General features: G+C 64.3%; 21 protein-coding genes, 1 other RNA gene and 2 pseudogenes. 16 read left to right on the top strand and 8 right to left on the bottom strand.

The features are described from left to right. Positions 1-24 precede the first annotated feature (24 nt). From MTR65_RS00495 to MTR65_RS20275, 5 genes and pseudogenes are all read right to left on the bottom strand, one after another. Entirely contained in the window at positions 25-1,233 is a 1,209-nt protein-coding gene (locus tag MTR65_RS00495; protein ID WP_243796272.1) for a glycosyltransferase, read from the bottom strand. 30 nt (positions 1,234-1,263) lie between these two features. After that, positions 1,264-1,860, bottom strand: coding sequence for a helix-turn-helix domain-containing protein (locus MTR65_RS00490; protein ID WP_243796271.1), 597 nt, complete (start codon positions 1,858-1,860; stop codon positions 1,264-1,266). A 72-nt stretch (positions 1,861-1,932) separates the two neighbouring features. Continuing rightward, on the bottom strand, positions 1,933-2,277 hold the full coding sequence (locus MTR65_RS20285; protein WP_419145022.1) for a hypothetical protein: 345 nt from the start codon (positions 2,275-2,277) through the stop codon (positions 1,933-1,935). A gap of 156 nt (positions 2,278-2,433) precedes the next feature. Next, positions 2,434-3,267: pseudogene (locus MTR65_RS20280) on the bottom strand (ATP-binding cassette domain-containing protein); the annotation flags it as partial. A 30-nt stretch (positions 3,268-3,297) separates the two neighbouring features. Beyond that, positions 3,298-3,729 (bottom strand): annotated as a pseudogene (locus MTR65_RS20275) (ATP-binding cassette domain-containing protein); the annotation flags it as partial. 169 nt (positions 3,730-3,898) lie between these two features. Between MTR65_RS20275 and MTR65_RS00480 the strand changes: the two are divergent. The 4 genes from MTR65_RS00480 to MTR65_RS00465 all read left to right on the top strand — a co-directional run bounded on the left by MTR65_RS00480 (position 3,899) and on the right by MTR65_RS00465 (position 6,786). After that, positions 3,899-4,222: a PepSY domain-containing protein gene (locus MTR65_RS00480; protein WP_243796269.1), complete on the top strand. Its 324-nt coding sequence runs from the start codon at positions 3,899-3,901 to the stop codon at positions 4,220-4,222. A 123-nt stretch (positions 4,223-4,345) separates the two neighbouring features. Beyond that, positions 4,346-5,023, top strand: coding sequence for a response regulator transcription factor (locus tag MTR65_RS00475; protein ID WP_039394601.1), 678 nt, complete (start codon positions 4,346-4,348; stop codon positions 5,021-5,023). A 55-nt stretch (positions 5,024-5,078) separates the two neighbouring features. Then, positions 5,079-6,437, top strand: coding sequence for a sensor histidine kinase (locus MTR65_RS00470; protein WP_243796471.1), 1,359 nt, complete (start codon positions 5,079-5,081; stop codon positions 6,435-6,437). Positions 6,438-6,582: 145 nt separating this feature from the next. Continuing rightward, positions 6,583-6,786: a hypothetical protein gene (locus MTR65_RS00465; RefSeq protein ID WP_039394598.1), complete on the top strand. Its 204-nt coding sequence runs from the start codon at positions 6,583-6,585 to the stop codon at positions 6,784-6,786. A 109-nt stretch (positions 6,787-6,895) separates the two neighbouring features. Here MTR65_RS00465 and MTR65_RS00460 read toward each other — a convergent pair whose 3' ends face one another. Beyond that, positions 6,896-7,195, bottom strand: coding sequence for a chorismate mutase (locus tag MTR65_RS00460; RefSeq protein WP_226636256.1), 300 nt, complete (start codon positions 7,193-7,195; stop codon positions 6,896-6,898). A 109-nt stretch (positions 7,196-7,304) separates the two neighbouring features. Here MTR65_RS00460 and MTR65_RS00455 point away from each other — a divergent pair, with 109 nt between their 5' ends. Both MTR65_RS00455 and MTR65_RS00450 read left to right on the top strand, forming a co-directional pair. Then, positions 7,305-8,321, top strand: coding sequence for a polyprenyl synthetase family protein (locus MTR65_RS00455; RefSeq protein WP_243796266.1), 1,017 nt, complete (start codon positions 7,305-7,307; stop codon positions 8,319-8,321). Positions 8,322-8,443: 122 nt separating this feature from the next. Then, positions 8,444-9,211 carry an energy transducer TonB family protein gene (locus tag MTR65_RS00450; protein ID WP_243796263.1) on the top strand — a complete coding sequence of 256 codons (768 nt, stop codon included), beginning with the start codon at positions 8,444-8,446 and terminating at the stop codon, positions 9,209-9,211. Positions 9,212-9,226: 15 nt separating this feature from the next. On the opposite strand, the gene MTR65_RS00445 is transcribed toward MTR65_RS00450, so the two are convergent. Next, positions 9,227-11,128 carry a putative bifunctional diguanylate cyclase/phosphodiesterase gene (locus MTR65_RS00445; protein WP_243796262.1) on the bottom strand — a complete coding sequence of 634 codons (1,902 nt, stop codon included), beginning with the start codon at positions 11,126-11,128 and terminating at the stop codon, positions 9,227-9,229. Between the two features lie 224 nt (positions 11,129-11,352). On the opposite strand from MTR65_RS00445, the gene hrpB reads away from it, so the two are divergent. The 3 genes from hrpB to ffs all read left to right on the top strand — a co-directional run bounded on the left by hrpB (position 11,353) and on the right by ffs (position 14,328). After that, positions 11,353-13,806 carry an ATP-dependent helicase HrpB gene (gene hrpB / locus MTR65_RS00440; RefSeq protein ID WP_243796261.1) on the top strand — a complete coding sequence of 818 codons (2,454 nt, stop codon included), beginning with the start codon at positions 11,353-11,355 and terminating at the stop codon, positions 13,804-13,806. A gap of 45 nt (positions 13,807-13,851) precedes the next feature. Then, the gene (locus MTR65_RS00435; protein ID WP_039394582.1) at positions 13,852-14,130 is read left to right on the top strand and encodes an ETC complex I subunit; all 279 of its coding nucleotides are present in this window, start codon (positions 13,852-13,854) and stop codon (positions 14,128-14,130) included. Positions 14,131-14,233: 103 nt separating this feature from the next. After that, an RNA gene (gene ffs, locus MTR65_RS00430) (signal recognition particle sRNA small type) lies at positions 14,234-14,328 on the top strand. Between the two features lie 35 nt (positions 14,329-14,363). Here ffs and MTR65_RS00425 read toward each other — a convergent pair. Next, entirely contained in the window at positions 14,364-14,861 is a 498-nt protein-coding gene (locus MTR65_RS00425) for a hypothetical protein (protein ID WP_243796260.1), read from the bottom strand. Positions 14,862-15,025: 164 nt separating this feature from the next. On the opposite strand from MTR65_RS00425, the gene MTR65_RS00420 reads away from it, so the two are divergent. From MTR65_RS00420 to MTR65_RS00390, 7 genes are all read left to right on the top strand, one after another. After that, on the top strand, positions 15,026-17,122 hold the full coding sequence (locus MTR65_RS00420; protein WP_243796259.1) for a DNA polymerase III subunit gamma/tau: 2,097 nt from the start codon (positions 15,026-15,028) through the stop codon (positions 17,120-17,122). Positions 17,123-17,126: 4 nt separating this feature from the next. Then, entirely contained in the window at positions 17,127-17,462 is a 336-nt protein-coding gene (locus MTR65_RS00415; protein ID WP_148626171.1) for a YbaB/EbfC family nucleoid-associated protein, read from the top strand. 206 nt (positions 17,463-17,668) lie between these two features. Then, a complete protein-coding gene (gene lon / locus MTR65_RS00410; RefSeq protein ID WP_243796469.1) occupies positions 17,669-20,074 on the top strand; it encodes an endopeptidase La in 2,406 nt (801 codons plus the stop codon). 274 nt (positions 20,075-20,348) lie between these two features. Continuing rightward, positions 20,349-21,374, top strand: a complete 1,026-nt coding sequence (locus tag MTR65_RS00405) for an aspartate-semialdehyde dehydrogenase (RefSeq protein WP_226636243.1) — start codon at positions 20,349-20,351, stop codon at positions 21,372-21,374. A 244-nt stretch (positions 21,375-21,618) separates the two neighbouring features. Next, complete coding sequence (locus MTR65_RS00400; protein ID WP_226636241.1) at positions 21,619-21,984, top strand: carboxymuconolactone decarboxylase family protein; 366 nt, start codon at positions 21,619-21,621, stop codon at positions 21,982-21,984. Positions 21,985-22,151: 167 nt separating this feature from the next. Continuing rightward, positions 22,152-22,850: an alpha/beta fold hydrolase gene (locus MTR65_RS00395; protein WP_268739183.1), complete on the top strand. Its 699-nt coding sequence runs from the start codon at positions 22,152-22,154 to the stop codon at positions 22,848-22,850. Positions 22,851-22,957: 107 nt separating this feature from the next. Then, positions 22,958-24,796: a M2 family metallopeptidase gene (locus MTR65_RS00390; RefSeq protein WP_243796256.1), complete on the top strand. Its 1,839-nt coding sequence runs from the start codon at positions 22,958-22,960 to the stop codon at positions 24,794-24,796. The last annotated feature ends 10 nt before the right edge of the window (positions 24,797-24,806 follow it).

The raw sequence follows: 24,806 nt of genomic DNA, 5'->3' as shown, positions 1-24,806 counted from the left end.
CCAGGACCTGATCAGGTCCTCAGCCTAGCCTCCTGTGTGAACCGGCCGTCCATCCAGGACGTCGCTCCAGAACTGGACGAGGTTCTCGGCGTTCTTGCCCCAGCTGAAGCGATGGACGTTCGCGGCGACTTCGTCCTGCGACGGCGGATCGGCGAGGATGTCGCGGATGGCCTCGGCGATCGCATCGGGGGTGCGCTCGGCAATGCGGCCTGCGCTAGGGTCCTTCATGACTTCGCGTGCGCCGCCGATGTCGGGAATGACAATGGGCGTGCCCGAGGCCAGCGCCTCGATCCAGACGTTGGCCAGGCCCTCGCTGGCCGAGGGCAGCACCATGACGTCGGCCGCACACAGAAGCTGGGGAAGCACGTCGTGGCTGACCATGCCGAGGAAATGGACGCGATCGGCGACGCCCAGGATCTTTGCTTCGGCCCTCAGGCGTGCCTCATCCTCGCCCGAGCCGGCAAAGGCGAGGCGCGCCTCGGGGAAGTGGATGAGAGCTTCCAGGACAAGCCGCTGACCCTTGCGGGCGATGAGCGCGCCCGGGGTCACGATCAAAGGGCCGATGTTCCAGATTTCGAGGCCGGGCATGGCCGAGACCAGAGTCCGCGCGGCGCTGCGTTCGATGGGGTGGAAGCGCTCGCGATCAAGCCCTGTGTAGTGCACGCCGATACGCTCCTTGGGCATGCCGAGCGCGATCATGTCCTCGCGCAGAGCCTGGCTGACGGCAAGCAGCCCGGCGGCCTGCTCGGCCGCCTGCTGCATCTGTTCGCGCGGCGAATCGCGCCGCCCCCAGTAATGGATGTCCGCGCCGCGTGACTTGATCGTGAGCGGGATGCCCAGTTCGCGCGCGACAATGGCCGCAGCCGGGCCGTCGGGGAAGAAGAACTGGGCATCGACCAGGTCGAATGGGACTTCTTCGTGCAGGCGGCGGACAAGGGGGAGGATCGCCTTGGCGATTCGGCCGGGGTTACTGTCTCCGCCCAGCTTCGGAATCGTGGTGAAGCGGGGGTAGTAAGTCGGGATGCCCGCGTCATCGCTCTTTTCGGGAAGGTCCTTCAGGGCCTTGTAGGGCGCGCGCGTGGATAGAGGCCAGGGTGGGATGCCCAGCGGGCTGACCATGACGAGGTCGACATCGCCGCGGGCGGCGACCGCGCGCATCTGGTTGGCCACGAAGATACCGAAGCCGGGCTTCACTGCATTGGGGAACAGCGTGGCTATCGAGAGAACGCGCATGTCAGTGCCTCGTTTGCGGTGCGCGCTCGCTCAGAGGGCGCGCACGAGTGTTTCGGCCAACGCGATCCATTCCGGATCCTCGATGCGGACAGGCGGGCGCCGGGCAAGGGAAGGAAGCAGCGTGACGAGGCTTCGTTCCTCATCCGTTGAAATACTTACGATTCGCCCGAAGGACACGCGTCCACCCGGTAAGGGGACCAGGGCTTCGCGATTGATGAGATGCGATGTCGCCGCGATGAGCGCGCCAGCATCGAGATGGCGCATCCACACCTGGTCGCCGGCGCGGTAATCACCGGCGGCGACTTCGATGCCCAGAACCACCCAGCGGGCAAGCGGATCGATCTCGCTGTGGGGAAGGACATCTTGGGGGACGGTCAGCGGGCGCAGGCCCGTTGGGCCGTGGCTTGCGATCATGCGGGCGGGACTTGTTGCCTCGGCGCGCAGGAGGCTGCCCGCTTCTACCCCGAGGGCCGCGGCGATGCGGTTCATCCAGTCGAGCGAAAGCGTGCGCGCGCCTGTCTCAAGGCGCCCGATGGTCTGGGCGGTGGTGGGCGGCGAACAGGCCGCAGCGACATCCGCCAGGGTCATGCCCTTCTGCTGGCGGATGGCGCGGATTCGATCGAGCATGGAAAGCGGGGCCTGCGGATAACCGGATTGGCTTGCTACTTTCTTCGCAAATTACCGATTTGGCAAGTTTTGTCAGCCCTCGACTTGTTCGGCCAGTTCCAGCCAGCGCTCCTCGGCGGCTTCCTTTTCGGCTTGCGCCTTCTCGATGGCCTTGGTCAGCGCGGCGAACTTGTCCGGGTTCTTCGTGTAGAGGTCCGGGTCGGCGAGGGCGGCCTCGTCGCGCTCGATCGCCGCTTCCAGTTCCTCGATTCGCCCAGGCAGCAGGTCGTAGTCGCGCTGGTCCTTGTAGGAGAGCTTGGTGCTCTTGGGCTTGGGCGGGGGAGGGGGCGCGGCCTCGGTGCTGGCGTTTTTTGCCTTGCCGCCTGAGGTCCTCTCGCGGCGCTTGGCCTCCCAGTCGGCATAGCCGCCTGCGATCACGTCAATATGGCCGCTGCCGTCGAGCCCCAGCGTCAGGTTGACGGTGCGGTCAAGGAAGTCACGGTCGTGGCTGACGATGAGCACCGTGCCCTCGTAGTCCGAGATCACTTCCTGAAGGAGGTCGAGGGTCTCGAGGTCGAGGTCGTTGGTCGGCTCGTCGAGCACGAGGAGATTCGAGGGGCGGGCGAACTCACGCGCCATGAGGAGGCGCGATTGCTCGCCGCCGGAAAGGGTGCCGACCTTGGCGTCGATCAGCGAGGGATCGAACAGGAAGTCCTTGAGATAGCCCTGCACGTGCTTGCGCACGCCGCGCACGTCGACCCAGTCGCTGCCTTCGGCGATCACGTCGCGAAGCTGCATCTCGGGCTTGAGGAACGAGCGCTGCTGGTCGAGGATGATGGAGGTCATCGTCTGGGCCTGCGTGACCGTGCCCTCATCGGGTTCAAGTTCGCCGGTCAGGATCTTGAGCAGTGTGGATTTGCCCGAGCCGTTCGAGCCGACGATGCCGATGCGGTCGCCGCGCTGGATGCGTAGGGAAAAGTCCTTGATGACGGTGCGTTCATTCTCGCCTTCGCCAAAGCGCTTGGTGACGTGTTCGGCGACGATCACCGACTTGGTCTTGGAACCATCGCCCGACACGCCAAGCTTGGCGGTGCCCTGCGGGCCCATCATCGCAGCCCGCTGGGCGCGCATTTCCCAGAGTTTGGCAAGGCGGCCCTGGTTGCGCTTGCGCCGCGCGGTGACGCCGCGTTCCAGCCAGTGCGCCTCGATCTTGAGTTTGGCGTCAAGCTTTTCGGCCGCGCGGGTTTCTTCCTTCTGGACTTCCTCTTCCCACGCCTCGAAGCCGCCAAAGCCCACTTCCTTGCGGCGGATCGAGCCGCGGTCGAGCCACAGCGTCGCCTTGGTCAGACGGGTGAGGAATGTACGGTCGTGGCTGATGACGACGAAGGCGCCCTTGTAGCGCTGGAGCCAGCCTTCGAGCCATTCGATGGCCGCAAGGTCCAGGTGGTTGGTCGGTTCGTCGAGCAGCAGCAGGTCGGGCTCGGAGGCGAGCGCGCGGCACAGAGCGGCGCGGCGACGCTCACCGCCCGATGCGCTCTTAGCCTCGCGCGAGAGGTCGATGCCGAGCTGGTCGGCAATCGCTTCCACCTCGTGGGGCTGCGGGCCGTCCTCGCCATGGATGGCGAAGTCGAGCAGCGTGTCGTAGCCGGTGAAGAAGGGATCCTGTTCCAGCGTGACAACGCGCGTGCCGGGCTGGATCGAGCGCTTGCCCGCGTCCGCCTCGACGATCCCTGCGATCAGCTTGAGCAGCGTCGTCTTGCCCGCGCCGTTGCGGCCGATCAGCGCGAGGCGGTCACGCTGGGCGATGTTGATGTCGAGATCCTGGAAGAGCCAGCCGGTGCCCTGGATCAGGCCGAGGCCTTCCCAGCTGAGAATAGGTGCAGTTGCCATAATGCCAGCGCCCTACAGGGGCAGGGCAGGGGCTGGCAAGCGTCCTTGGCGGCGCAGGCCCGGTCACCGCGGCAAGACCTGTCGCGAACGGACAACACTTGTCCCGCTGCGTGGCGCATCGGGCATTCAGGGCTTGTTCAATCCCTTCGGCTTAGGCAACCAGACCATAATGAAATATCGTAGCTTTTCTTCCACAGCAGTGGCCGCGATGGTCCTGGCTCTCTCGGTTGGCGGCACGGCTGCGCTTCCAGCTCAGGCCGAGGCCCAGAACGGTGAGCAGGGCCAGGTGCGCAAGGAGCGCCGGGCGGGCAATATTCTGTCCAGTCGGCAGATCGAGAAGATCGTCCTGCCGCGCATGAGCGGGATGCAGTACATCGGCCCGGAGTACGATCCTGCCGCCATGGCCTACCGCCTGAAATTCATCGAGAACGGCAAGGTCTACTATGTCGATGTGGACGCGCGTACAGGGCGGATCATCGGCCAGTCGAACTGAGCCGGGTAGCGTCGTGATCGAGGTCGGCTGCGCGCGTGTCGCGGGAACCTCCTGCGCCCCCGTCGCTTGACGCTGCACAGCTTTGCACCCATCTCGCATGGGACCCTAGAGGGAGGACCAGAATTGCGCATCCTGATCGTCGAGGATGAACCCACACTCGGCAACCAGCTCAAGTCCACGCTGGAGCAGAACGGCTATGCCGTCGATCTTTCGGTCGATGGCGAAGATGGCCATTTCCTTGGCTCGACCGAAGACTACGACGCGGTCATTCTCGACCTCGGCCTGCCCGAGATCGATGGTCTGACGGTGCTTGGCATGTGGCGCAAGGAAGGGCGCAACTTCCCGGTGCTGGTGTTGACGGCACGCGATTCGTGGTCGGACAAGGTCGCCGGGCTCGACGCGGGCGCGGACGACTATCTCGCCAAGCCGTTCCAGACCGAGGAGCTGATCGCGCGCCTGAGGGCATTGATCCGCCGCGCCTCGGGCAATACTTCCAGCGAACTGACCGCAGGGGATGTGCGCCTCGACACCCGTTCGGGCCGCGTGACCCTGGCCGGAGAGCCGGTCAAGCTCACGGCGCAGGAGTACAAGCTGCTGTCCTATCTGATGCACCACAAGGGCAAGGTGGTCAGCCGCACCGAACTGATCGAGCATATCTACGATCAGGATTTCGACCGCGATTCGAACACGATCGAGGTCTTCGTGACGCGCATCCGCAAGAAGCTCGGGTCCGACGTCATCACCACGATCCGTGGCCTTGGCTACAGCCTCGACGATCCCGCAGAGCCGACCCGGGCCTGAGGCGTCGGGAGACGCGAAGGTGACCAGCGCGCGCGGACCGGTGCCTGCACAGGACATGCCGGCCAATACCGGCTCGCTCGCGCGGCGCATGATGCTGATCGCGGCGGGCTGGATCTCGATCCTGCTTCTGCTGGGGGGTTTTGCGCTCGACAGTGCGCTGGCGGGGCTCGTCACGCGCAATTTCGACGAGCAACTCAGCTACATGCTGCTCGGCATGATCGGCTCGGCCGAGATCGCGCCCGATGGCGAGGTCTATTTCAACCGGCCACTTGGTGACCAGCGCTTTCTCGAACCCAATTCGGGCCTGTACTGGCAGATTCGCGCCAAGGGGCATGAGGACTTTTCCTCACGCTCCTTGTGGGATCTGACGCTGGACGTCCCGGCCGATCACTACGACGCGCAGCCCCACGTCTACAATTCCGACCAGTTCTCCGGCGAACCGCTGCGGGTGATGGAACGCTCGATCATCCTGCCGGGCAGCGATGCCGAGTGGATGTTCACCGTCGCTGCGAGCCGCGAGGAACTGGACGAGCAGATCAAGACCTTCCGCTCGATCCTCATCTACAGTTTCGCGGTGCTTGGGGTCGGCCTCCTCCTCATGGCGGGCCTCCAGACCTGGTACGGTCTGTTCCCCTTGCGCCACGTGCGCCGTGCCATCCAGAAGCTGCGCACGACCGGCGTGGCGCGGGTGAGCGATCCGCTGCCCAAGGAAGTCGCCCCGCTGGTCGAAGAGCTCAACGCGCTGCTCGCCCATACCGAGAACCAGGCCGAAGAGGCGCGCACCCATGCGGGCAATCTGGCCCATGCCCTCAAGACGCCGCTGACGGTGGTCACCAACGCGGCGTCGGCGCAGGATCCCGATCTCGACAAGACGGTGATCCGCGAGGTTGCCAACATGCGTCGCCACGTCGACCATCATTTGGCCCGCGCCCGCGCGGTCGGACGTCGCGCCGCGGGCATGTCGCGCGCCGAGGTCTGGCCCAGCCTGGAAGCGGTGTTCCGCGCGGTCGAGCGGCTTTACGACACGACTCGCTTCGACCTTGATGGCGACAAGGGCGCCACGGTCGCGCTGGAAAAGCAGGACCTGGAGGAACTTCTCGGCAATCTCATCGAGAACGCGGCGAAATACGGGGGCGGCAGCGTCTTCGTGACCGTTGATCCGCCGGGCGCCGATCCGAGCCCGGAGCTGTGCGAAATCTGGATCGAGGACGATGGCATGGGCATCCCGGAAGCCGAGCGCCCGCGCATCTTCGATCGCGGTGCGCGCCTTGATACCGGCAAGCCCGGTACCGGCCTTGGCCTTGCCATCGTACGCGATGTCGTGGAAATCTACGGAGGTTCGGTCGAACTGGCCGAGAGCGAGGACCTGGGCGGCTTGCTGGTCAAGCTGCGGCTTCCGCGCGCGGCGGTGTAAGGGACGGTGTGAGCGGCAACCTTTCGCGGGGCCATGCGCTTTGGGGGAAAGGTGGCCCGGCAACGGTTGCAGCGTGGGCGCGAAGGTCTATGTCGGCCCCCATACCGACATTCCCATTTCTCATGCGACAAGGCGAGGAGCCGACATGAACGAAGACATCACCCTGACGCTGACCACGGACGAAGTCGCCATGCTGGTCGACGCCCTGGAAGTGGACCTTGAAGGTTACCTGGAATCTTCCAAGGAAGCCGAATCGACCGGTAACCGCTCGGAAGTGAAGACCTTCAACGATGCGGCCCTTCGCATTCAGACCCTCATGGCCAAGCTCCAGGAATACGTTCCGGAGTAAGCCCGTCGGCCGCGTTCGGTCGTCGCGTGACGCGGCGCCGTTTGCATACGAAAAAAGCCGTCGCGCAATGCGACGGCTTTTTTCGTATGCAGGCAGGGTGTGCGCGAGATCAGGCGTTCTTGGCGCGCTCGTGATGGCGGATCACTTCCTGGATGATGAAGCGCAGGAATTTCTCGCCGAAGTCCGGGTCCAGGTTCGCATCCTCGGCCAGCTTGCGCAGACGGTCGATCTGGATCTGCTCACGGCCCGGGTCGGAAGCGGGCAGGTCGTGCTCGGCCTTGTAGGCACCGACCGCCTGCGTGATCCGAAAACGCTCGGCCAGCATGTGAATGAGGGCGGCATCGATATTGTCGATGCTCGAACGAAAGCCGGCAAGAACCGGATCGGAGGCGGGCGTATCCTGTGTCATCGTCTGGGCGCGCTAGCATGGCTTTTCCCCCTCGGCCAGTCGCGCAATGGAGCCGAAGGCGTCCTTTTTGCACTTGCGTCAGAGCGCGCGAGCCCCCATTGCGCCCTCGATGAGTGCAGAAGTCATATCCTTGCGGGAACGCGGGTCGCAGCCTTCCCTCGCTCCCATGCTGGCGCTGACGGCGCCGGGCATGAACAGCGTCAACGCTGTCATCCTTGACCGGATGCAGAGCGAGATCCCCCTGATTCCGTCGCTCGCCGGGCATCTGATTGCCGGCGGCGGCAAGCGCATGCGCCCGATGCTGACGGTCGCAGGGGCGGAGCTGTGCGGCTATCAGGGCACGCGCCACCACAAGCTGGCGGCCGCCGTGGAGTTCATCCACACCGCCACTCTCCTGCACGACGATGTCGTCGATGGTTCGGAAACACGCCGCGGCAAGGCGGCGGCCAACATCGTCTTCGGCAATCCGGCAACGGTGCTAGTGGGGGACTTCCTGTTCACCCGCTCGTTCGAACTGATGGTCGAGGACGGTAGCCTCAAGGTTCTCAAGATTCTCTCGACGGCAAGTTCGATCATCGCCGAGGGCGAAGTCGACCAGCTGACCGCCCAGCGCCGGATCGAGACGAGCGAGGACCATTACCTCGACATCATCGGCTCCAAGACGGCGGCGCTCTTTGCGGCAGCCACGCGCATTTCGGCCGTGATCGCCGAAAAGGGCGAGGCGGAGGAGCTGGCGCTTGATTCCTATGGCCGCAACCTCGGGATCGCGTTCCAGCTGGTGGACGATGCCATCGACTACGATTCCGAAGCAGCGGAATCGGGCAAGGACAAGGGTGATGATTTCCGTGAGGGCAAGATGACCCTGCCGGTGATCCTGGCCTACGCGCGCGGCAACGCCGAGGAGCGCAAGTTCTGGGAAGAGGCCATCGCGGGCTTTCGCTGCGATGATGAGGACCTCGCCCACGCGATCACGCTCATCAACAAGCACGGCTGTGTCGAAGCGACCCGCGAGCGGGCGCGTATGTACGCGCAGCGCGCCATCGATGCGCTGTCGATCTTCCCGTCGGGCGCAGCGCGCGACGCCATGGCCGAAGCGGTCCAGTTCGCGGTCGCTCGCCGCTACTGAGGGCGGATCGTCACTTAATATCAAGTGTGTAGCGTTACGCACCGGATAAGGGCGGCGTAACGCGCGATTTGCGCGGCCACGGCAATTGCAGCGCTCTTGGCAGACGGCTAAGGCAGGCCGTGATGCGAGACGTCTCGGCACTTTCCCATACCGGTTACCGCTCCGGTTCCCCGCGCCAGCGCGCCCTTTCGGCGTCGCTGTCGGCGGGTATCGTCGTGCTCGTTCTGCTGGCCGCGATCTACCAGACCCAGATTGCGCCGCGCCTTGACGATGCCGCTCCCACGGTGACGAGCTTCGACGTCGAGGGGGAGCAGCAGGACAAGGGCGACAAGGCCGCCGAGGAAGAGCAGGAAGAGGCTGAGGAGGAGGAAAAGCCCGCCGAACGCGAAGTTCCTGAGCGCTTCGTCGAGCCGGTCGAAGTGCCGCCGGAGAAGGCGCCGACTGCACCGCAGCCAAAGCCTGCCTACTCCTGGCTCAAGATGTCGAGCACGGACATGGCCGCGGCCGATATCGGCAAGATGAGCGCGCCAGCGCCGACGACCGGAAACGAAGCGGGAGGGGGCAAGACCTATGGACCCGGTGAGGGGCCGGGCGGCGCTGTCCTCTACAACGCGGACTGGTACCGACGGCCGACCAATGCTGAGCTGGCCAGCTATCTGCCTGCGCAGCGGCCCGATGAGGGATACGGCCTCATCGCATGCCAGACCATTGCCGACTACAGGGTCGAAAATTGCCAGATTCTGGGCGAATCGCCGCGGGGGTCGGGCTTCGGGCTCGCGGTCCTCAACGCAGCCTGGCAGTTCCGCGTGAAGCCTCCGCAGATCAACGGGAAACCCCAATTGGGCACCTGGGTGCGGATCCGTATCGACTACGGGATCCGCAGGCTCTAGGCCCGAGAAATCCCGCTATTGGGCCAGCTGCGTGTGCACGCTGTTGCCCAATTCCATCCGGTGCAACAGGGCGGCAAGCGGCATGGGCCGTGCGATCAGATAGCCTTGCGCCAGCGGGAAGCCGGCAAGGCGCGCGCTGATGAGCTGATTGTCGGTCTCGATACCCTCGATCACGCATTCCAGGTCAAGGGAACGGGCAAGGTTGCGGATCGCCGTGATCAGCCGTCGTCCGGCCGCCTCGTCGAGTTGCGAGGCAAAGCTGCGGTCGATCTTGAGTACATCGAGCGGCAGCTGATGGAGCGAGGACAAGCTGGAGTAGCCCGTACCGAAATCGTCGAGCGCGATCTTGGCTCCGGTCGCGTGAAGCTGGCCAAGCGCGCTGCGGGCGCGTTCGAGTTCGGTGATGAGCGAGGTCTCGGTGATCTCGAAAACAAGGCGTGTGGGCGAGCAGGCCATTCCCTCGATCCGGTCGAGGAGCCCGGCAATCGTGCTCGGGTCGGAGAGGTCGTGGCCGGACAGATTGAAGGACATGCGCAGGTTCTCAGGCAGTGCGCCGATGGCCTGCAGCGCCTTGTCGAACAGGATCAGCGTGACGTCGCGCGCGCGTCCGAGGCGCTCTCCTGTGGCGATGAGCTGCTCGGGCGAGACCTCGCCGATAAGAGGGGATGTCCAGCGCGCCAGGCACTCGACGCCGATGAAGCGCAGGTTCGTCGTGTCGACGATCGGTTGGAAGGCGAGCGAGAGTTCGGCGTCGAGATCGGCGGCCTGAAGCGCGGTATCGAGCGTCTGCTCCGAGCGGATCAGGGCCTCCAGTTCCTCGGTAAAGCGCACGCATTGACCGCGCTTGTGGTTCTTGGCGTGGTAGAGCGCGAAGTCGGCGCGGTCGAACAGCAGATTGGCCGTTGTCGCCGCTTCGGGATAGGACGCAAGGCCAACGGAGCAGCCAACCGACACGACCACATCGCCCAGTTGCCCGGGCTTGCCGATTTCCTCTGCGAGGCGCTGGGCGACGGCTTCGGCTTGCTCAAGATCGCCGATGACGATGAGCCCGAATTCGTCGCCGCCGAGCCGTGCAAGGATGGTGTCGGCAGGGGCCGCCTCGACCATCCTCTGGCCCAGAATGGAGAGCAGGCGATCGCCGTTGGCATGGCCATAGGTATCGTTGACCGGCTTGAAGCGGTCGAGGTCGAGCAGCCCGACGCAAAATGGGCGCTCGCGCGGGGTACCGGCGAGGAGCTTCTCGAGGGCAGTGAAGAAGTAGCGGCGATTGGGAAGGCCGGTAAGAGCATCGGTCTGGGCAAGATAGGCGTTCTCTTCGCCCAGCGACTGAGCCTGACGCCGTTCGCTGTTGAGCGCGCGCTGCGAGACCTCGAGCTCCACAAACGCGTTGTAGGAGTTGCGGGTCAGTTTCAGGATGACGACGGCCACGAGCGCCAGATTGATGGCGATCGCGATGTAGACTTCGGTTCCGACGTAGAGCGCGTGGGCGAGGAAGGACAAGGTGCCGGTCACGCAGACCGCCTCGGCCGCCTGGGGCAGGAAACTGAGGCAATAGACGCAGCCAAGCAGGGTCACGGCTACGAAGATCGTGACATGTCCGTGTTCATAAGGTCCGCCATAGAGGTCGAGCGTGAAGGCCCAGAACACGAAGGCGAGCGAGAACAGGAAAGAAAGGCGCGTCGTTGCATGGAGCTTGGCCGCTACCAGGCTGGGGACGAAGGATTCCGCCTTGACCGGCCGGATCCAGATCACCATGCGCATGAGCGAAACAGCTATCAGCACGGCCGGGATTGCGTACGCCAGGATCGCGGGGGCCACGTGCCGATGGGTGTAGGCGAGGATCGCGGTGTTGGCGGACAGGAGTCCGTAGAGGGCCGGGATCTGCTGGCGCAGCCGTAGATACTGCGCGACAACCAACGGATGCTGACCGGCTTTCGCGGTGTTCAGGCGAGGGCTATTGTCTTGCTGCAAATCCGAAGTCTCCGCAGGCATGGCTAACGGACAATGATTGACGAAATGTACACGTGCCGGAAAATGAGACAGGTCCTTCCTTCTACTATGTTTCATGCATTTAACCATATAACTTGCGTATTGTTGCGTAGATCGCGTGAGCGACGCGTTCATCTGTCGGGAGGCCGGGGATGACATGCTTGCCCGTAGAAGAGGTTCTCCCGCAGCTTCGCATGGCCCTCGATACGCACGCGGGGGCGGTCCTCATCGCGCCTCCAGGAGCCGGCAAGACCACCGCGGTTGCGCCCACGCTGCTCGTCGAACCATGGTGTACGGGCAAGATCATCCTGCTTTCACCGCGCCGCGTCGCGGCGCGGGCAGCGGCGGAGCGCATGGCTGAACAGCTTGGCGAAAAGGCCGGCGATACGGTTGGCTATCTGACGCGGCTTGATAGCCGGACCTCGGCGCGCACGCGGATACTGGTGATGACCGAGGCGATTTTCGTCTCCACGATCCTGGCCGATCCCGAGCTCGAAGGGGTCAGTGCCGTGCTCTTCGACGAGGCGCACGAGCGTCATCTCGACAGCGATCTCGGCCTGGCGCTGGCACGCGAGAGCCAGGACGTGCTGCGTGAGGACCTGCGCATCCTGGTCATGTCCGCGACGCTCGACGGCGCCCGCTTCGCCAGCCTGCTGGGGCCGGGCACGCAGGTCATCGAGAGTGAGGGGCGTGCCTGGCCGCTGGAAATCCGCTGGCTTGGGCGCGCGGCGGAGAAGCGTATCGAGGAATCCGTGGCATCAGCCGTCCTGCAGGCCTGGCGCGAGGAGGACGGGGATATTCTCGCCTTCCTGCCCGGCGTGCGCGAGATTGAGCGCGTCTCGGACCGTCTTCATGAACGCCTGCCGTCTGCGCAAATTCATGCGCTGCACGGTCAATGCGATCCCTCGGCCCAGCGCGCGGCGATCCGGCGCGATCCTGAAGGGCGGCGCCGGATCGTTCTGGCAACCGCCATTGCCGAGACGTCTCTTACTCTTGATGGCGTACGCATCGTGGTCGATGCCGGGCTCGCGCGGCGCGCCGAGTTCGACAAGGCCGCAGGCGTGACCCGCCTTGTTACGCACGCGGCCAGCCAGGCCTCGGCGGCGCAGCGCGCGGGACGCGCGGGGCGTCAGGGGCCGGGCGTAGCCTATCGATTGTGGGAGGAGGCGGCGCACGCGGGACGGCCCGCTTTCGAGGCTCCCGAGATCAAGGTCAGCGATCTGGCGCCGCTAACGCTGTCGCTCGCACAATGGGGGACGGGCGATCCGGCGCAGATGGCCTGGATTGACCCGCCGCCCGAGGCTGCATTGGCGGCGGCCAGGGCGCAGCTTCGCGGGCTGGGCGCGCTTGATGACGAGGGAAGGATCACGCCCTTCGGAGACAAGGTGGCACGCCTGCCGATGAGCCCTAGCCATGCGACCATGATCCTTCAGGCCAGCAGCTATGGCTGTGCGCGCACGGCGGCCCGGCTCGCGCTGCTCTTGCAGGAAAGGGGCCTTGGTGGGCGCGGGGATGATCTTGCGCAGCGCCTGGCACGGTGGGGCGCGGATCGTTCTGCGCGCGCCGAGGCGGCGCGCAAGCTGGCGGCAGGCTGGGCGCGCAAGGCGCAGGCACTGATGGAAGGGCCTGTCGAGGAGGAGGACGTACCGCTCGCGATCCTCCTTGCCATGGGGCAGCCCGCCATGCTGGCCCGGCGCCGCGATGCGAGTGGGGAGCACTGGTTGTCAGCTGGAGGGCGTGGCTATGTCCTCGATCCGGCCTCGCCTCTCGCCGCGCGTGAGTGGATGGTGATCGGCGATGCCCAGGGACAGGCGCGCGGCGCGCGTATTCTTTCGGGTGTCCCGCTTGAATCGGCGGACGTCGAGGCCTGGCTGGCTGATCGGATGGAACGCCGCTCGATCCTGCGCTGGAACGAGGCGGAGGCGCGTGTGGAGGCCCGGCTTGAGAGACGGGTCGGTGCGATCGTGCTGGCGAGCGGACCTGATCCCGCGCCCGACCCGGATGCGATTCGCGCGTTTCTGCTCGAGAGGGTGCGCGCCAGTGGGCTCGACATCGTGCCGATGGGCAGGGCCTCGCAGGCGCTCCTGCGGCGTGCGCGCCATGCCGGGGTGGATGCTCTGGGAGAGGCCGCGCTGCTCGAGGATCTCGAGAGCTGGCTGGGTCCGGTTTTGGGACGCCGACTCGATGCAATCGACCAGGGGGCCCTGCATGGCGCGCTGCGTGGGCGCCTGACCTGGGATGATCAGCAGCGAATTGATCATCTGGCACCGGCGGAATTTCGCAGTCCTGCCGGTACGAGCCATGCCATCGATTATGAAGATGAAGGCGGGCCGAGCGTGGAGGTACGCGTCCAGGCCCTGTTCGGACTCGACCGGCACCCGGGCTATGGGAAACCCGAAAATCCGTTGCTTTTGAAGCTGACATCGCCTGCAGGCCGTCCAATCCAGACCACCTGCGACCTTCCCGGGTTCTGGCGGGGGAGCTGGAAGGATGTGCAGCGCGAGATGAAGGGGCGCTATCCCCGGCACCGCTGGCCGGACGAACCCTGGAACGAGAACCCCAGCCTGAAGACCAAAAACGCGTTCGAACGCTCCGGAAAGGCGTGATTTGAACTTGATTTCTGGCGCGATTTGGGGGCAATGCACATCCCCATGAGTGCACGCATCTATCAGCGCCCGAAGAATGCCATGCAGTCGGGCAAGGCCCTCCTGGACCAGTGGGTCCTCGAATTCCAACCCGCCGAGGCCAAGAAGCCCGATCCCCTCATGGGGTGGGCCGGTTCGGGCGACATGAAGCAGCAGCTCCAGCTGCGCTTCAACAGCGCCGACGAAGCCAAGGCCTACGCGACGCGTTACGGTATCGATGCCGAAGTCCACGCGACTCCGCCGCGTCGTCTCAAGATTCAGGCTTACGCCGACAACTTTCGTTGAGCTTTTCCCTCAAGGGATAAGCGTTTGAAAGGAATTGCTCGGCTTCAGGAGCTCCAGGCAATTCCCGGGTTGCATTCCTGCCAAAGCATTGCCATAGGGCGCGCCGGGAGTCGGATGGACGTTTGCGTTCGCCAACTTGGTCAGGTCCGGAAGGAAGCAGCCACAACGGATTGCGACGGGTCATTCGGCTCCTTTGAAAACAGCGCCCACCGGGCGCTGTTTTTGTTTGGGCCTCAATCGCTCTCTTCGGTCTTGGCGATTTCCCGGTCAATCGTGAGGGCCAGCCTGTCCCACTGGGCTGCGACCGAAAGCAGCATGGCGTGGATCTCGCCCGAGATGTGGACGATGGCGCGGCAGGCCTCGGCGTCGCTGGGATCGCCTTCCAGTGTCTTGAAATGCGGTTCGAGAGCGGCGTCGCGCCGGGCATTTTCATCGGTTGTCGACGCAAATTCGGGGCTCATGAGCGTCGCATCCAGAATCGCGCGGCGTTGTTCCGCGGAGATGTCCGTGTGGTCGAGCCGCCCTAGCGTGCCTTGCGCGCGCGCATTCACATAGTTCTCCAGGCGCCCCTCATAGCTTCCGTCGGCAAAGGGGCTGGTCAGGACCTTTGCGCGCGAATCGGCGCTGGCGCAGTCGGCTGCCGCGAACACGGGCAGCTTGGGCAGCGGTGTTGCTGCGGGGACGGGCGCAGTGGCGGACGCGGCAAGCAGCGCAAGAACTTCAGAAATCATATCAAATCCAGTTATTTGATGGGGGCGTATTGGTGATGTGCGCTGTTACTGCCCTTGGCAAGCTGCCTGCGGTGGACGGCCCGCCATCGAGGGCGCGCGAGTCTGTGGAGCAACGCGCAACGCACCTGACATTCCGTGCGCAAGCGCCTAGTCTTGCAGGCACGATGGACGATTCACGCGAAAACCCCGAGAACCGCCCGCCCTGGGATGATGCCGGGCAGGACGAGCAGCGGCCCTCCTCGCAGGAGCTTGAGGATGCCGGACAGGCCTCGATGTTCGGGGACGCGCCGACGCAGGACCGCGGGGACGATGCGGACAAGGCCGCCGAGGGACCGAGTGCGGCGGAACTGGAAGCGGCAGGACAAGCCTCGATGTTCGGTGGCGAGCCTGCGGCACCTCTCGAGAAGGCGGCTCCAGCCATCGAACCGACACGATCTCCGGCTCCGGCCGCGCCCGTCCCGAATGGGGCGCCTCCGCCGCCGGCAAAGGCCGCTCCGGCTGTCGCGTCCGACGAAGCGCAGCAGCCCTACCGGGTGCTTGCCCGCAAGTATCGTCCCCAGACTTTCGATGAGTTGATCGGACAGGAGGCGATGGTCCGCACGCTGGCCAATGCGATCAAGCGCGATCGTCTGGCCCATGCTTTCCTGATGACCGGCGTGCGCGGTGTCGGCAAGACCTCGACCGCGCGCCTGATCGCCAAGGCGCTCAACTGCATCGGTCCCGATGGCGAGGGCGGTCCCACGATCCATCCGTGTGGCCAGTGCGAACCGTGCCGTGCGATTGCCGAGGGGCGCCATATCGACGTGATCGAAATGGACGCGGCGAGCCATACCGGCGTCGATGACGTGCGCGAAATCATCGAGGCGGTGCGCTATGCGGCCGTCTCGGCGCGCTACAAGATCTACATCATCGACGAAGTGCACATGCTGTCGCGCAACGCGTTCAACGCGTTGCTCAAGACGCTCGAGGAGCCCCCGGCGCACGTGAAGTTCCTCTTCGCGACGACCGAAGTCGACAAGTTGCCGGTGACCGTGCTCTCGCGGTGCCAGCGCTTCGACCTGCGCCGTATTCCCACGCCCATGCTGGCCGAGCATTTTGCCAAGGTCTGCGGCCTTGAAGGTGTCGAGGCCGAGGGCGAGGCGCTGGCGATGGTCGCCTCGGCGGCTGAGGGCTCGGTGCGCGATGGCCTCTCGATTCTCGATCAGGCGATTGCCCATGCCGATCTCGACGGAGAGGGGCAGGTCCGCGCGGACAAGGTGCGCGACATGCTGGGGCTGTCCGACAAGACGGTGCAGCGCCAGCTTTTTGCGAAGCTGCTGGAAGGCAATGGCGCGGGTGTTCTCGAGGTCGTGGCGCGCCAGTTCGCGCTCGGGGTCGAACCGATCGCGCTCATGCGCGGGCAGATGGACCTGGCGCACCGAATCGCCCTGGCCCAGGTTTCCGGCAGTGCGCCGGAGGCGCATTCAGCCGAAGAGCGCGAAGCCATCGGAGGCTGGGCGACGTCGCTCGCGGCCGGACAGGTCCACCGGTTGTGGCAGCTCCTTCTCAAGGGCTTCGAGGAAGTGAAATCCGCGCCCGATCCGCTTGTGGCCGCGCAAATGGCGCTGCTGCGGATCATGCACGCCAGCGACATGCCCGATCCGGGATCGCTGGTGAAGAAGCTGGAAGATCTCGTCGCGCGCGGACCTGCTCCCACCCAGGCACCAGCACCGCCCCCCGCAACTGCTACTCCATCGGGCGCAACGGGTGAGGCACCCGCGCCTGCTGCCCCTGCAGGTTCGGCTGCTTCGACGGCAGCGCCTGAGCAGGCCGCCGCTCCGGCCCCTGCAGCTCCGCTAGCTTCTGAGCCTGAGGCTGTCGCACCGGAATTCCTGGCCGCGCGCTGGGACAGCCTGGTCGACGAAGTCGAGCACGCGGGCGGTCCGACGGTCGCGAACATCATGCGCATGCAGGTGCGGGTGGCACATCTTGCACCGGGCACGTTGAAATACGAGCTTGCACCGAGCTTTCGCGAGGATATCAGCGGCTACCTGCGCGATGGTCTTGCCAAGGCCACCGGCCAGCGCTGGGAAGTCGTGCGCGTCGAGAGTGGCGGGATGCCGACGATTGTCGAGCGGGCCGAGGCCGACCAGGCGGCAGCCTCGCAGGCTCTGCGCAAGGCCCCGCTGGTCGAGGCCACTCTGGCGGCCTTCCCGGACGCCGAACTGATCGAGGATGAACGGCCCGCCGCCATCGGCGGCGGTGGCCGCAACTGGAGATAATGCAATGAAGTCCATGGAAGAAATGATCCAGGCGGCCCAGCAGGCCGCCGAGACGATCCAGAAGCAGATGACCGAGACCCAGAGCAAGCTCGACTCGATGGAAGTCGAAGGACTTTCGGGGGGCGGCCTTGTGAAGATCCGCTGCTCGGCCAAGGGCCGCGTGATCGGCGTCGCCATCGACGACAGCCTGATGCAGCCGAGCGAGAAGGGTATGCTCGAGGACCTGATCGCCGCGGCCTACAACGATGCACGGGTCAAGGCCGATTCGGTGGCGAACGAAGAGATGGGCAAGGCGCAGCAGGGCATGGGTCTGCCGCCGGGCTTCAAGATGCCGTTCTGATGAATTTGTGCCGGGTTGCCCGCACCTTGGGCGACCCGGCTGTACCTCGATTGCATGGGGCAGGGGGAACTGCCGCAGGGCCTGTGAAGCACTTCCACAAGGCTTTGCGCGCTACCTCCATTGCGGATTGATAATTCGCCCCCATATCGTGGAACACTCTAAGGTGGGTGGCCGTTACTGCCCTCCACGAACAAGACCAGATGGAAATGCCCTTGAACCTGCTGCCCCTGCTTCCGCTCCGTGACATCGTCGTCTTTCCCGGCATGGTCGTGCCGTTGTTTGTCGGCCGTGAAAAATCGGTAGCAGCCCTCGAAGCCGCGATGGCAGGCGACAAGGACATCTTCCTGCTCGCGCAGCTCGATCCGGGCTGCGACGATCCGGATCGCGATGATCTTTATGACACGGGCGTGATTGCCAGCGTTCTCCAGCTCTTGAAGCTCCCCGACGGCACCGTGCGCGTCCTCGTGGAAGGACAGGAGCGCGCCAAGCTCGAACGCCTGCGCGCCGAGCAGACCGACGATGGCGAGATGCTGCTGGCCGAAGTGGAGAAGCTGGAGGGCGTCGAGGCCGAAGGCACCGAAGTCTCGGCCATGATGCGTTCGGTCATCGACCAGTTCAACGAATACGCCAAGCTGAACAAGAAGCTGAGCCAGGATGCGGGCGACCAGCTCGACGATATCGAGGACGCGGCCAAGCTCGCGGATACGGTCGCCGCTCAGCTTTCCGCGAAAGTTTCCGACAAGCAGGCGGTTCTCTCCGAGGATGATCCGCTCAAGCGTCTGGAAATGGTCTATTCCTTCATGGAGGGCGAGCTCGGCGTCCTGCAGGTCGAGCGCAAGATCCGGGGGCGCGTGAAGCGCCAGATGGAAAAGACCCAGCGCGAATATTACCTCAACGAACAGCTCAAGGCGATCCAGTCCGAGCTCGGCGGCGGCGAAGGCGAGGAAGCCAACGAACTGCAGGAACTGCAGGACAAGATCGAGAAGACCAAGCTTTCGAAGGAAGCGCGCGAGAAGGCGAACGCGGAACTCAAGAAGCTGAAGTCCATGCAGCCGATGAGCGCGGAAGCGACCGTCGTGCGCAACTATCTCGACATCCTCCTTGGCCTGCCGTGGGGCAAGAAGAGCAAGCTCAAGCGTGACATTTCGACCGCGCAGGACGTGCTCGACGCCGACCACTATGCGCTCGACAAGGTCAAGGACCGCATCATCGAATATCTCGCGGTCCAGGCGCGCACCAACAAGCTCAAGGGGCCGATCCTGTGCCTCGTCGGGCCTCCGGGCGTCGGCAAGACCTCGCTGGGCAAGTCGATCGCCAAGGCGACGGGGCGTGAGTTCATTCGCCAGTCGCTGGGCGGCGTGCGTGACGAGGCCGAAATTCGCGGCCACCGCCGCACCTACATCGGCTCGCTGCCGGGCAAGATCGTTTCGAACCTGCGCAAGGCAGGCAAGTCGAATCCGCTCTTCCTGCTCGACGAGATCGACAAGCTGGGCCAGGACTTCCGCGGCGATCCGGCTTCGGCTCTTCTCGAAGTGCTCGATCCCGAACAGAACGCCAAGTTCCAGGATCACTACCTCGAACTCGACATCGATCTGTCCGACGTGATGTTCGTGTGCACCGCGAACAGCCTCAACCTGCCGCAGGCGCTGCTTGATCGCATGGAGATCATCCGCCTCGAAGGGTACACCGAGGACGAGAAGGTCGAGATTGCCGAGCGCCACCTCGTGGCCAAGCAGGTCGAGGCGCATGGTCTCAAGGACGGCGAGTTCACGCTGACCGAAGCGGGCCTTCGCGACCTTATCCGCTACTACACCCGCGAGGCGGGCGTGCGTACGCTGGAACGTGAGATCGCGCGTCTCGCGCGCAAGTCGCTGCGCCAGATCCTCGAAGGCAAGGCCAAGAGCGTGACCATCACGCCCGAAAACCTGGCCGACTACGCCGGTGTCCAGAAGTTCCGCCACGGCAACTCCGAAGAGGAGAACCAGGTCGGCGCGGTGACGGGCCTCGCCTGGACCGAAGTGGGTGGCGAGCTGCTGACCATCGAAAGCGTGACCGTTCCGGGCAAGGGCCAGATCAAGGCAACCGGCAAGCTGGGCGAAGTCATGAACGAATCGATCCAGACCGCCTGGAGCTTCGTGAAGGCGCGTTCGCCCGCCTATGGGGTGAAGCCGAGCATCTTCAACAAGCGCGACATTCACATTCACCTTCCCGAAGGCGCCGTGCCCAAGGACGGTCCTTCGGCGGGTATCGGCATGGTGACTTCCATCGTCTCGACGCTCAGCGGTGTGCCGGTGCGCAAGGATGTTGCAATGACGGGCGAAGTGACGCTGCGTGGTCGTGTCCTTCCCATCGGTGGTCTCAAGGAAAAGCTCCTGGCGGCTCTGCGCGGTGGCATCACCACGGTGCTGATCCCCGAGGAAAACCGTAAGGACCTGGCTGAGATCCCCGAGAACGCGAAGCAGGGCCTGGACATCATTCCCGTCAGCCATGTCGACGAAGTGCTGGCCCGCGCGCTGACCGAAACGCTCGAGCCCATCGAGTGGACCGAAGCTGACGAACTTGCGGCAGCGCCTCCGGCCCACGGCGGCGTGAGCGGGGCGACGGCGCACTGAGCGAGCCGATCATCGGATTGAGAAAAGGGAAAGGGCGTCGCTTCGGTGGGCGCCCTTTTCCTTTGTGCTGTGGGCGCATCGAGAGCCTGTGCGGGGCCGGAATTGACCGATTTTGCGTGTCTCTGCCGCTATTTGCGTAATCTTTTGCGGTAATCGGGCGCATTTTGCGCAATCAATGGCAAAGGGCGCTTGTCATTGGGGGCAGGACCCTGTAACCGCCCGCCTTCACGCTTGGGCATGGGCCCTTGCGTGTTAAGCCAAGAAGGATCTTGAAATGGGTTACCGGGTAGCCGTTGTCGGCGCGACCGGAAATGTCGGCCGCGAAATGCTGAGCATCCTTGCCGAGCGCGAGTTCCCCTGCGACGAGATCGCAGCGGTTGCTTCGTCGCGTTCCACCGGCACGGAGATTGATTTCGGCGAGACCGGCAAGAAACTCAAGGTCAAGAACATCGAGCACTTCGATTTCACGGGCTGGGACATCGCGCTTTTCGCGGCCGGCTCGGGCCCGACGAAGATCTACGCGCCCAAGGCGGCTGCGCAGGGCTGCGTCGTGATCGACAACTCGTCGCTCTACCGCATGGAGCCCGATGTGCCGCTGATCGTGCCGGAAGTGAACCCGGACGCCATCGATGGCTACACGCAGCGCAACATCATCGCCAATCCCAACTGCTCGACCGCGCAGATGGTTGTGGCGCTCAAGCCGCTGCACGATGCCTTCGGCATCAAGCGCGTCGTTGTTTCGACCTACCAGTCGGTTTCCGGCTCGGGCAAGCAGGGCATGGATGAGCTGTTCGAGCAGAGCCGCGCGATCTTCGTGGGCGATCAGGTCGAACCCAAGAAGTTCACCAAGCAGATCGCCTTCAACGTGATCCCGCACATCGACGTCTTCCTCGACGATGGTTCCACCAAGGAAGAGTGGAAGATGGTCGTCGAGACCAAGAAGATCATGGATCCCAAGATCAAGCTCCATGCAACCTGCGTGCGCGTGCCGGTCTTCGTGGGCCACTCCGAAGCGCTCAACATCGAGTTCGAGAAGGAAGTCTCGGCCGAGGAAGCGCAGAACATCCTGCGCGAAGCTCCGGGCGTGATGCTCGTCGACAAGCGTGAGGACGGTGGTTACGTCACCCCCGTCGAGTGCGTGGGCGACAGTGCTACGTACATCAGCCGCGTGCGCGAAGACCCCACGGTCGAGAACGGCCTCGCGCTGTGGTGCGTCTCGGACAACCTGCGCAAGGGCGCGGCGCTCAACGCGGTGCAGATCGCGGAACTGCTCGGCCGTCGCCACCTCAAGAAGGGCTGATTTCAGCACCTTTGCGAAGCGGATTTCGAAGAACCCCCGTCAGGTGTCCTGGCGGGGGTTCTTCTTTTTGTGAGCCTCACGCTTCGCACTCCATGTAGCAAGCGAGCCTCAGGGCATACCCCGATAGTGCGGCGATGGAGGCGCTGCCATGGAATGTGGGCCTGCGTTGGGTGGCTCTTGATCTGGCGCAAGGCGACACGCGGATCGCGGGGCGCACAGTGCTCCCAGCAAGGAGGTAGAGGGTATGTCAAAGAGCAACTTTCACGACTGGCCGCAGATGGCGAAGGACCTGAACCCGGCCATCGGTGAACTCAAGAAGAGCTCGCCGGGGCCGATGCAGGCGTTTTCCGAGATGGGTAAGGCAGCCCTGGCGCCCGGCGCCCTCGACACCAAGACCAAGGAGTTGATCGCGCTGGCTATTGGCGTGGCGGTGCGCTGCGGGCCCTGCATCACCTACCATTCCTCGGGTGCGCAGAGGGCGGGCGCGACGCGTGAGGAAATTGCCGAGGCCATGGGCCTTGCGGTCTACATGGGGGCGGGTCCTTCCGCGATGTATGCCGCGCAGGCCCTGGAAGCCTTCGACCAGTGGGACGAGAAAGCCTCCGGCTAAGGTTGCAAGATCGCGCCGAGCCGCGCAAAGACCCCGGTGAGAGGTAGGATGCCGGTCCCGCGGGGCCGGTGCCTGCCTCTTCTGCTATGAGAAAGGGCGCGCGCGTGAGTGAGATCGAAAGCCGGATTGTCGAGGGGTTCGCCGATACCAAGCTGGTGGTGCACTGCATGGGCGAGGCGAGCGGGCGCCCGCTGGTCTTGCTGCATGGCCTGTTTTCCAGCGCGCACGTGAACTGGATTAAGTACGGCAATGCGCAAATCCTCGTCGATGCGGGCTTCCGTCTCTACATGCCCGATCTTCGCGCGCACGGTGAAAGCGAGGCGCCCCACGATCCGCGCGCCTATCCCGAGGATGTTCTTGTCGAAGACCTCAAGAGCATCATCGCCGAGCTGGAGCTGAAGGACTACGATCTGGGCGGTTTCTCGCTGGGATCGCGCACCTCTGCGCGCGGTGTGCTGGCAGGCCTTGCGCCGCGTCGTCTGATCCTGGCGGGTATGGGCCTGTCCGGTCTTTCGGGCTGGGCGCGTCGTTCGGCTCATTTCGTCGATGCCATCGACCGTTTCGGTTCCATCGAGCGTGGGGATCCGGCGTTCGTGGCCCAGGCCTTCATGAAGACGATGAAGATCGATCGCGAGGCCGCCCGGCTGCTGCTGGGTTCTGTCGACGATACCGCGCCTTCGGAGCTGGCACGCATCACCATGCCGACCCTGTGCGTGTGCGGTGCGGACGACGAGGACAACGGCAAGGCGCAGGAACTGGCCGACGCCTTGCCTGATGGTCATTACGCCGAAACGCCGGGCAATCACATGTCCTCGGTGACGTTCAAGGAGATGGGGCGCGCGATGGTCGAGTTCCTTCTCGACTGATTCCGGCCCCGCGCCCTTGCGGTTTGCCCTGTCTCTTATGTTGATCTTGTCGGACCATTGGCTAGTCTCCCGGTCCGACAGACACATAACAGGGTGATTTTCTTTCCATGAAACGTGCGACCACAGCTCTTGCCGCGCTGGCGGCGAGCTTGTCCTTTGCCGCAGTCCCCGCCGCCTGGGCCCAGGAAACCGCGGCGAGCTATCCCCATACCGCGCAAGGGGCCGCGGATTTCGTCGCTGCGGCTGAGCAGGACCTTGCCGATTTCTCGCTCGACAATGCGCACGTGAACTGGGTCAACAGCACCTACATTACCGATGACACCAACGCGCTCGCGTCCAAGTCGAACGCTGAACTGACCGAAAAGCAGGTCGCCTACGCGGTGGAAGCCGCGCGCTACAAGGACATCTCGGGGCTTGATCCGGACGTCGTGCGCAAGCTCGCAATTCTGAGCCAGGGCATTGTCATGCCCGCGCCGACGACGCCCGGCGCGGCGGACGAACTGGGCACGATCATGACTGATCTGAGTGCGACCTACGGCAAGGGCCGTGGCACTCTGAATGGCGCGGAGATCAACGGCTCGGACATCGAGGAGGAAATGGGCAACCTCGATCATACACCGGCCGAATTTGCCGAGATGTGGGCGAGCTGGCACGACAATGTCGGTGCGCCGATGAAGGATGACTATGTGCGCATGGTCGAGATCGGCAACACCGGTGCTCGGGAACTAGGCTATGCCGACGTCGGCGCGATGTGGCGCTCCGGCTACGACATGGAGCCCGAAGCTTTCGCCGCCGAGACCGAGCGCTTGTGGCAGGAGGTCAAGCCGCTCTATCTTGCGCTGCATACCTATGTCCGCAACAAGCTCAACGCGAAATACGGTTCGGACGTGCAACCGCAGACCGGGCCGATCCGTGCCGATCTGCTTGGCAACATGTGGGCCCAGGAATGGGGGAGCATCTACCCGCTCGTCGCGCCCGAAGGGGCTGGCGATCTGGGCTACGACATCGGTGATCTGCTCAAGGCGAAGGGCCAGACGCCTGTCGACATGGTGAAGACCGGCGAGGGCTTCTATTCCTCGCTCGGCTTCGATCCGCTTCCGGGAACCTTCTGGACGCGCTCGATGATCACCAAACCCGCCGACCGGGAAGTGATCTGCCACGCCTCGGCCTGGGATGTCGACAACAAGGACGACATCCGCATCAAGATGTGCACCAAGGTGAATTCGACGGACTTCGTCACGATCCACCATGAACTGGGCCACAACTACTACCAGCGCGCCTACAACGAGCAGCCCTACTTGTACCTCAACGGGGCCAACGATGGCTTCCACGAGGCGATTGGCGACTTCGTGGCGCTCTCGATCACGCCGCGCTACCTCGTCCAGATCGGCCTGCTCGATGCCGCCAAGGTGCCGAGCGCAGACAAGGATATCGGCCTGCTCCTGCGCCAGGCGATGGACAAGGTGGCCTTCCTGCCATTTGGTCTGATGATCGACCGCTATCGCTGGGGCATCTTCGATGGTTCGATCACGCCTGCGCAGTACAATTCGGCTTGGACCAAGATGCGTCTGGAGTACCAGGGTATCGTGCCGCCGGTGGAGCGTCCGGCCGATGGCTTTGATGCAGGGGCCAAGTTCCACATTCCCGGCAACACGCCCTACACCCGCTATTTCCTTGCCCGGATCCTGCAGTTCCAGTTCTACCAGGCCGCGTGCAAGCAGGCCGGGTGGACTGGGCCTCTGCACCGCTGCAGCTTCTACGGCAACAAGGAGGTTGGCAAGAACCTCGAGGCGATGCTGAGCATGGGCATGTCCAAGCCCTGGCCCGAAGCCCTCAAGGCGTTCACCGGCTCCTCGAAGATGAGTGCCAAGCCGATGCTCGACTACTTCGCGCCGCTCAAGGACTGGCTCGACAAGCAGAACAAGGGGCAGAAGGCGGGCTGGTAAGCCTTTACGT

The sequence above is a fragment of the Novosphingobium mangrovi genome, from assembly GCF_022818885.1.
Classification (GTDB): domain Bacteria; phylum Pseudomonadota; class Alphaproteobacteria; order Sphingomonadales; family Sphingomonadaceae; genus Novosphingobium; species Novosphingobium mangrovi.
The sequence above is the reverse complement of the archived record's forward strand: the minus strand, read 5'-3'. Positions and strand labels throughout refer to the sequence as shown.

Excerpts from the sequence above, each read along its gene's own strand:
- MTR65_RS00415 (WP_148626171.1), top strand. The coding sequence starts at position 17,127 with ATGAAGTCCATGGAAGAAATGATCCAGGCGGCCCAGCAGGCCGCCGAG.
- MTR65_RS00495 (WP_243796272.1), bottom strand. The coding sequence starts at position 1,233 with ATGCGCGTTCTCTCGATAGCCACGCTGTTCCCCAATGCAGTGAAGCCC.
- MTR65_RS00490 (WP_243796271.1), bottom strand. The coding sequence starts at position 1,860 with ATGCTCGATCGAATCCGCGCCATCCGCCAGCAGAAGGGCATGACCCTG.
- MTR65_RS00390 (WP_243796256.1), top strand. The coding sequence starts at position 22,958 with ATGAAACGTGCGACCACAGCTCTTGCCGCGCTGGCGGCGAGCTTGTCC.
- hrpB (WP_243796261.1), top strand. The coding sequence starts at position 11,353 with ATGACATGCTTGCCCGTAGAAGAGGTTCTCCCGCAGCTTCGCATGGCC.
- MTR65_RS00425 (WP_243796260.1), bottom strand. The coding sequence starts at position 14,861 with ATGATTTCTGAAGTTCTTGCGCTGCTTGCCGCGTCCGCCACTGCGCCC.
- MTR65_RS00405 (WP_226636243.1), top strand. The coding sequence starts at position 20,349 with ATGGGTTACCGGGTAGCCGTTGTCGGCGCGACCGGAAATGTCGGCCGC.
- MTR65_RS00450 (WP_243796263.1), top strand. The coding sequence starts at position 8,444 with ATGCGAGACGTCTCGGCACTTTCCCATACCGGTTACCGCTCCGGTTCC.
- MTR65_RS00480 (WP_243796269.1), top strand. The coding sequence starts at position 3,899 with ATGAAATATCGTAGCTTTTCTTCCACAGCAGTGGCCGCGATGGTCCTG.
- lon (WP_243796469.1), top strand. The coding sequence starts at position 17,669 with ATGCCCTTGAACCTGCTGCCCCTGCTTCCGCTCCGTGACATCGTCGTC.
- MTR65_RS00400 (WP_226636241.1), top strand. The coding sequence starts at position 21,619 with ATGTCAAAGAGCAACTTTCACGACTGGCCGCAGATGGCGAAGGACCTG.
- MTR65_RS00465 (WP_039394598.1), top strand. The coding sequence starts at position 6,583 with ATGAACGAAGACATCACCCTGACGCTGACCACGGACGAAGTCGCCATG.
- MTR65_RS00470 (WP_243796471.1), top strand. The coding sequence starts at position 5,079 with ATGCCGGCCAATACCGGCTCGCTCGCGCGGCGCATGATGCTGATCGCG.
- MTR65_RS00435 (WP_039394582.1), top strand. The coding sequence starts at position 13,852 with ATGAGTGCACGCATCTATCAGCGCCCGAAGAATGCCATGCAGTCGGGC.
- MTR65_RS00455 (WP_243796266.1), top strand. The coding sequence starts at position 7,305 with ATGAGTGCAGAAGTCATATCCTTGCGGGAACGCGGGTCGCAGCCTTCC.
- MTR65_RS00395 (WP_268739183.1), top strand. The coding sequence starts at position 22,152 with ATGGGCGAGGCGAGCGGGCGCCCGCTGGTCTTGCTGCATGGCCTGTTT.
- MTR65_RS00460 (WP_226636256.1), bottom strand. The coding sequence starts at position 7,195 with ATGACACAGGATACGCCCGCCTCCGATCCGGTTCTTGCCGGCTTTCGT.
- MTR65_RS00420 (WP_243796259.1), top strand. The coding sequence starts at position 15,026 with ATGGACGATTCACGCGAAAACCCCGAGAACCGCCCGCCCTGGGATGAT.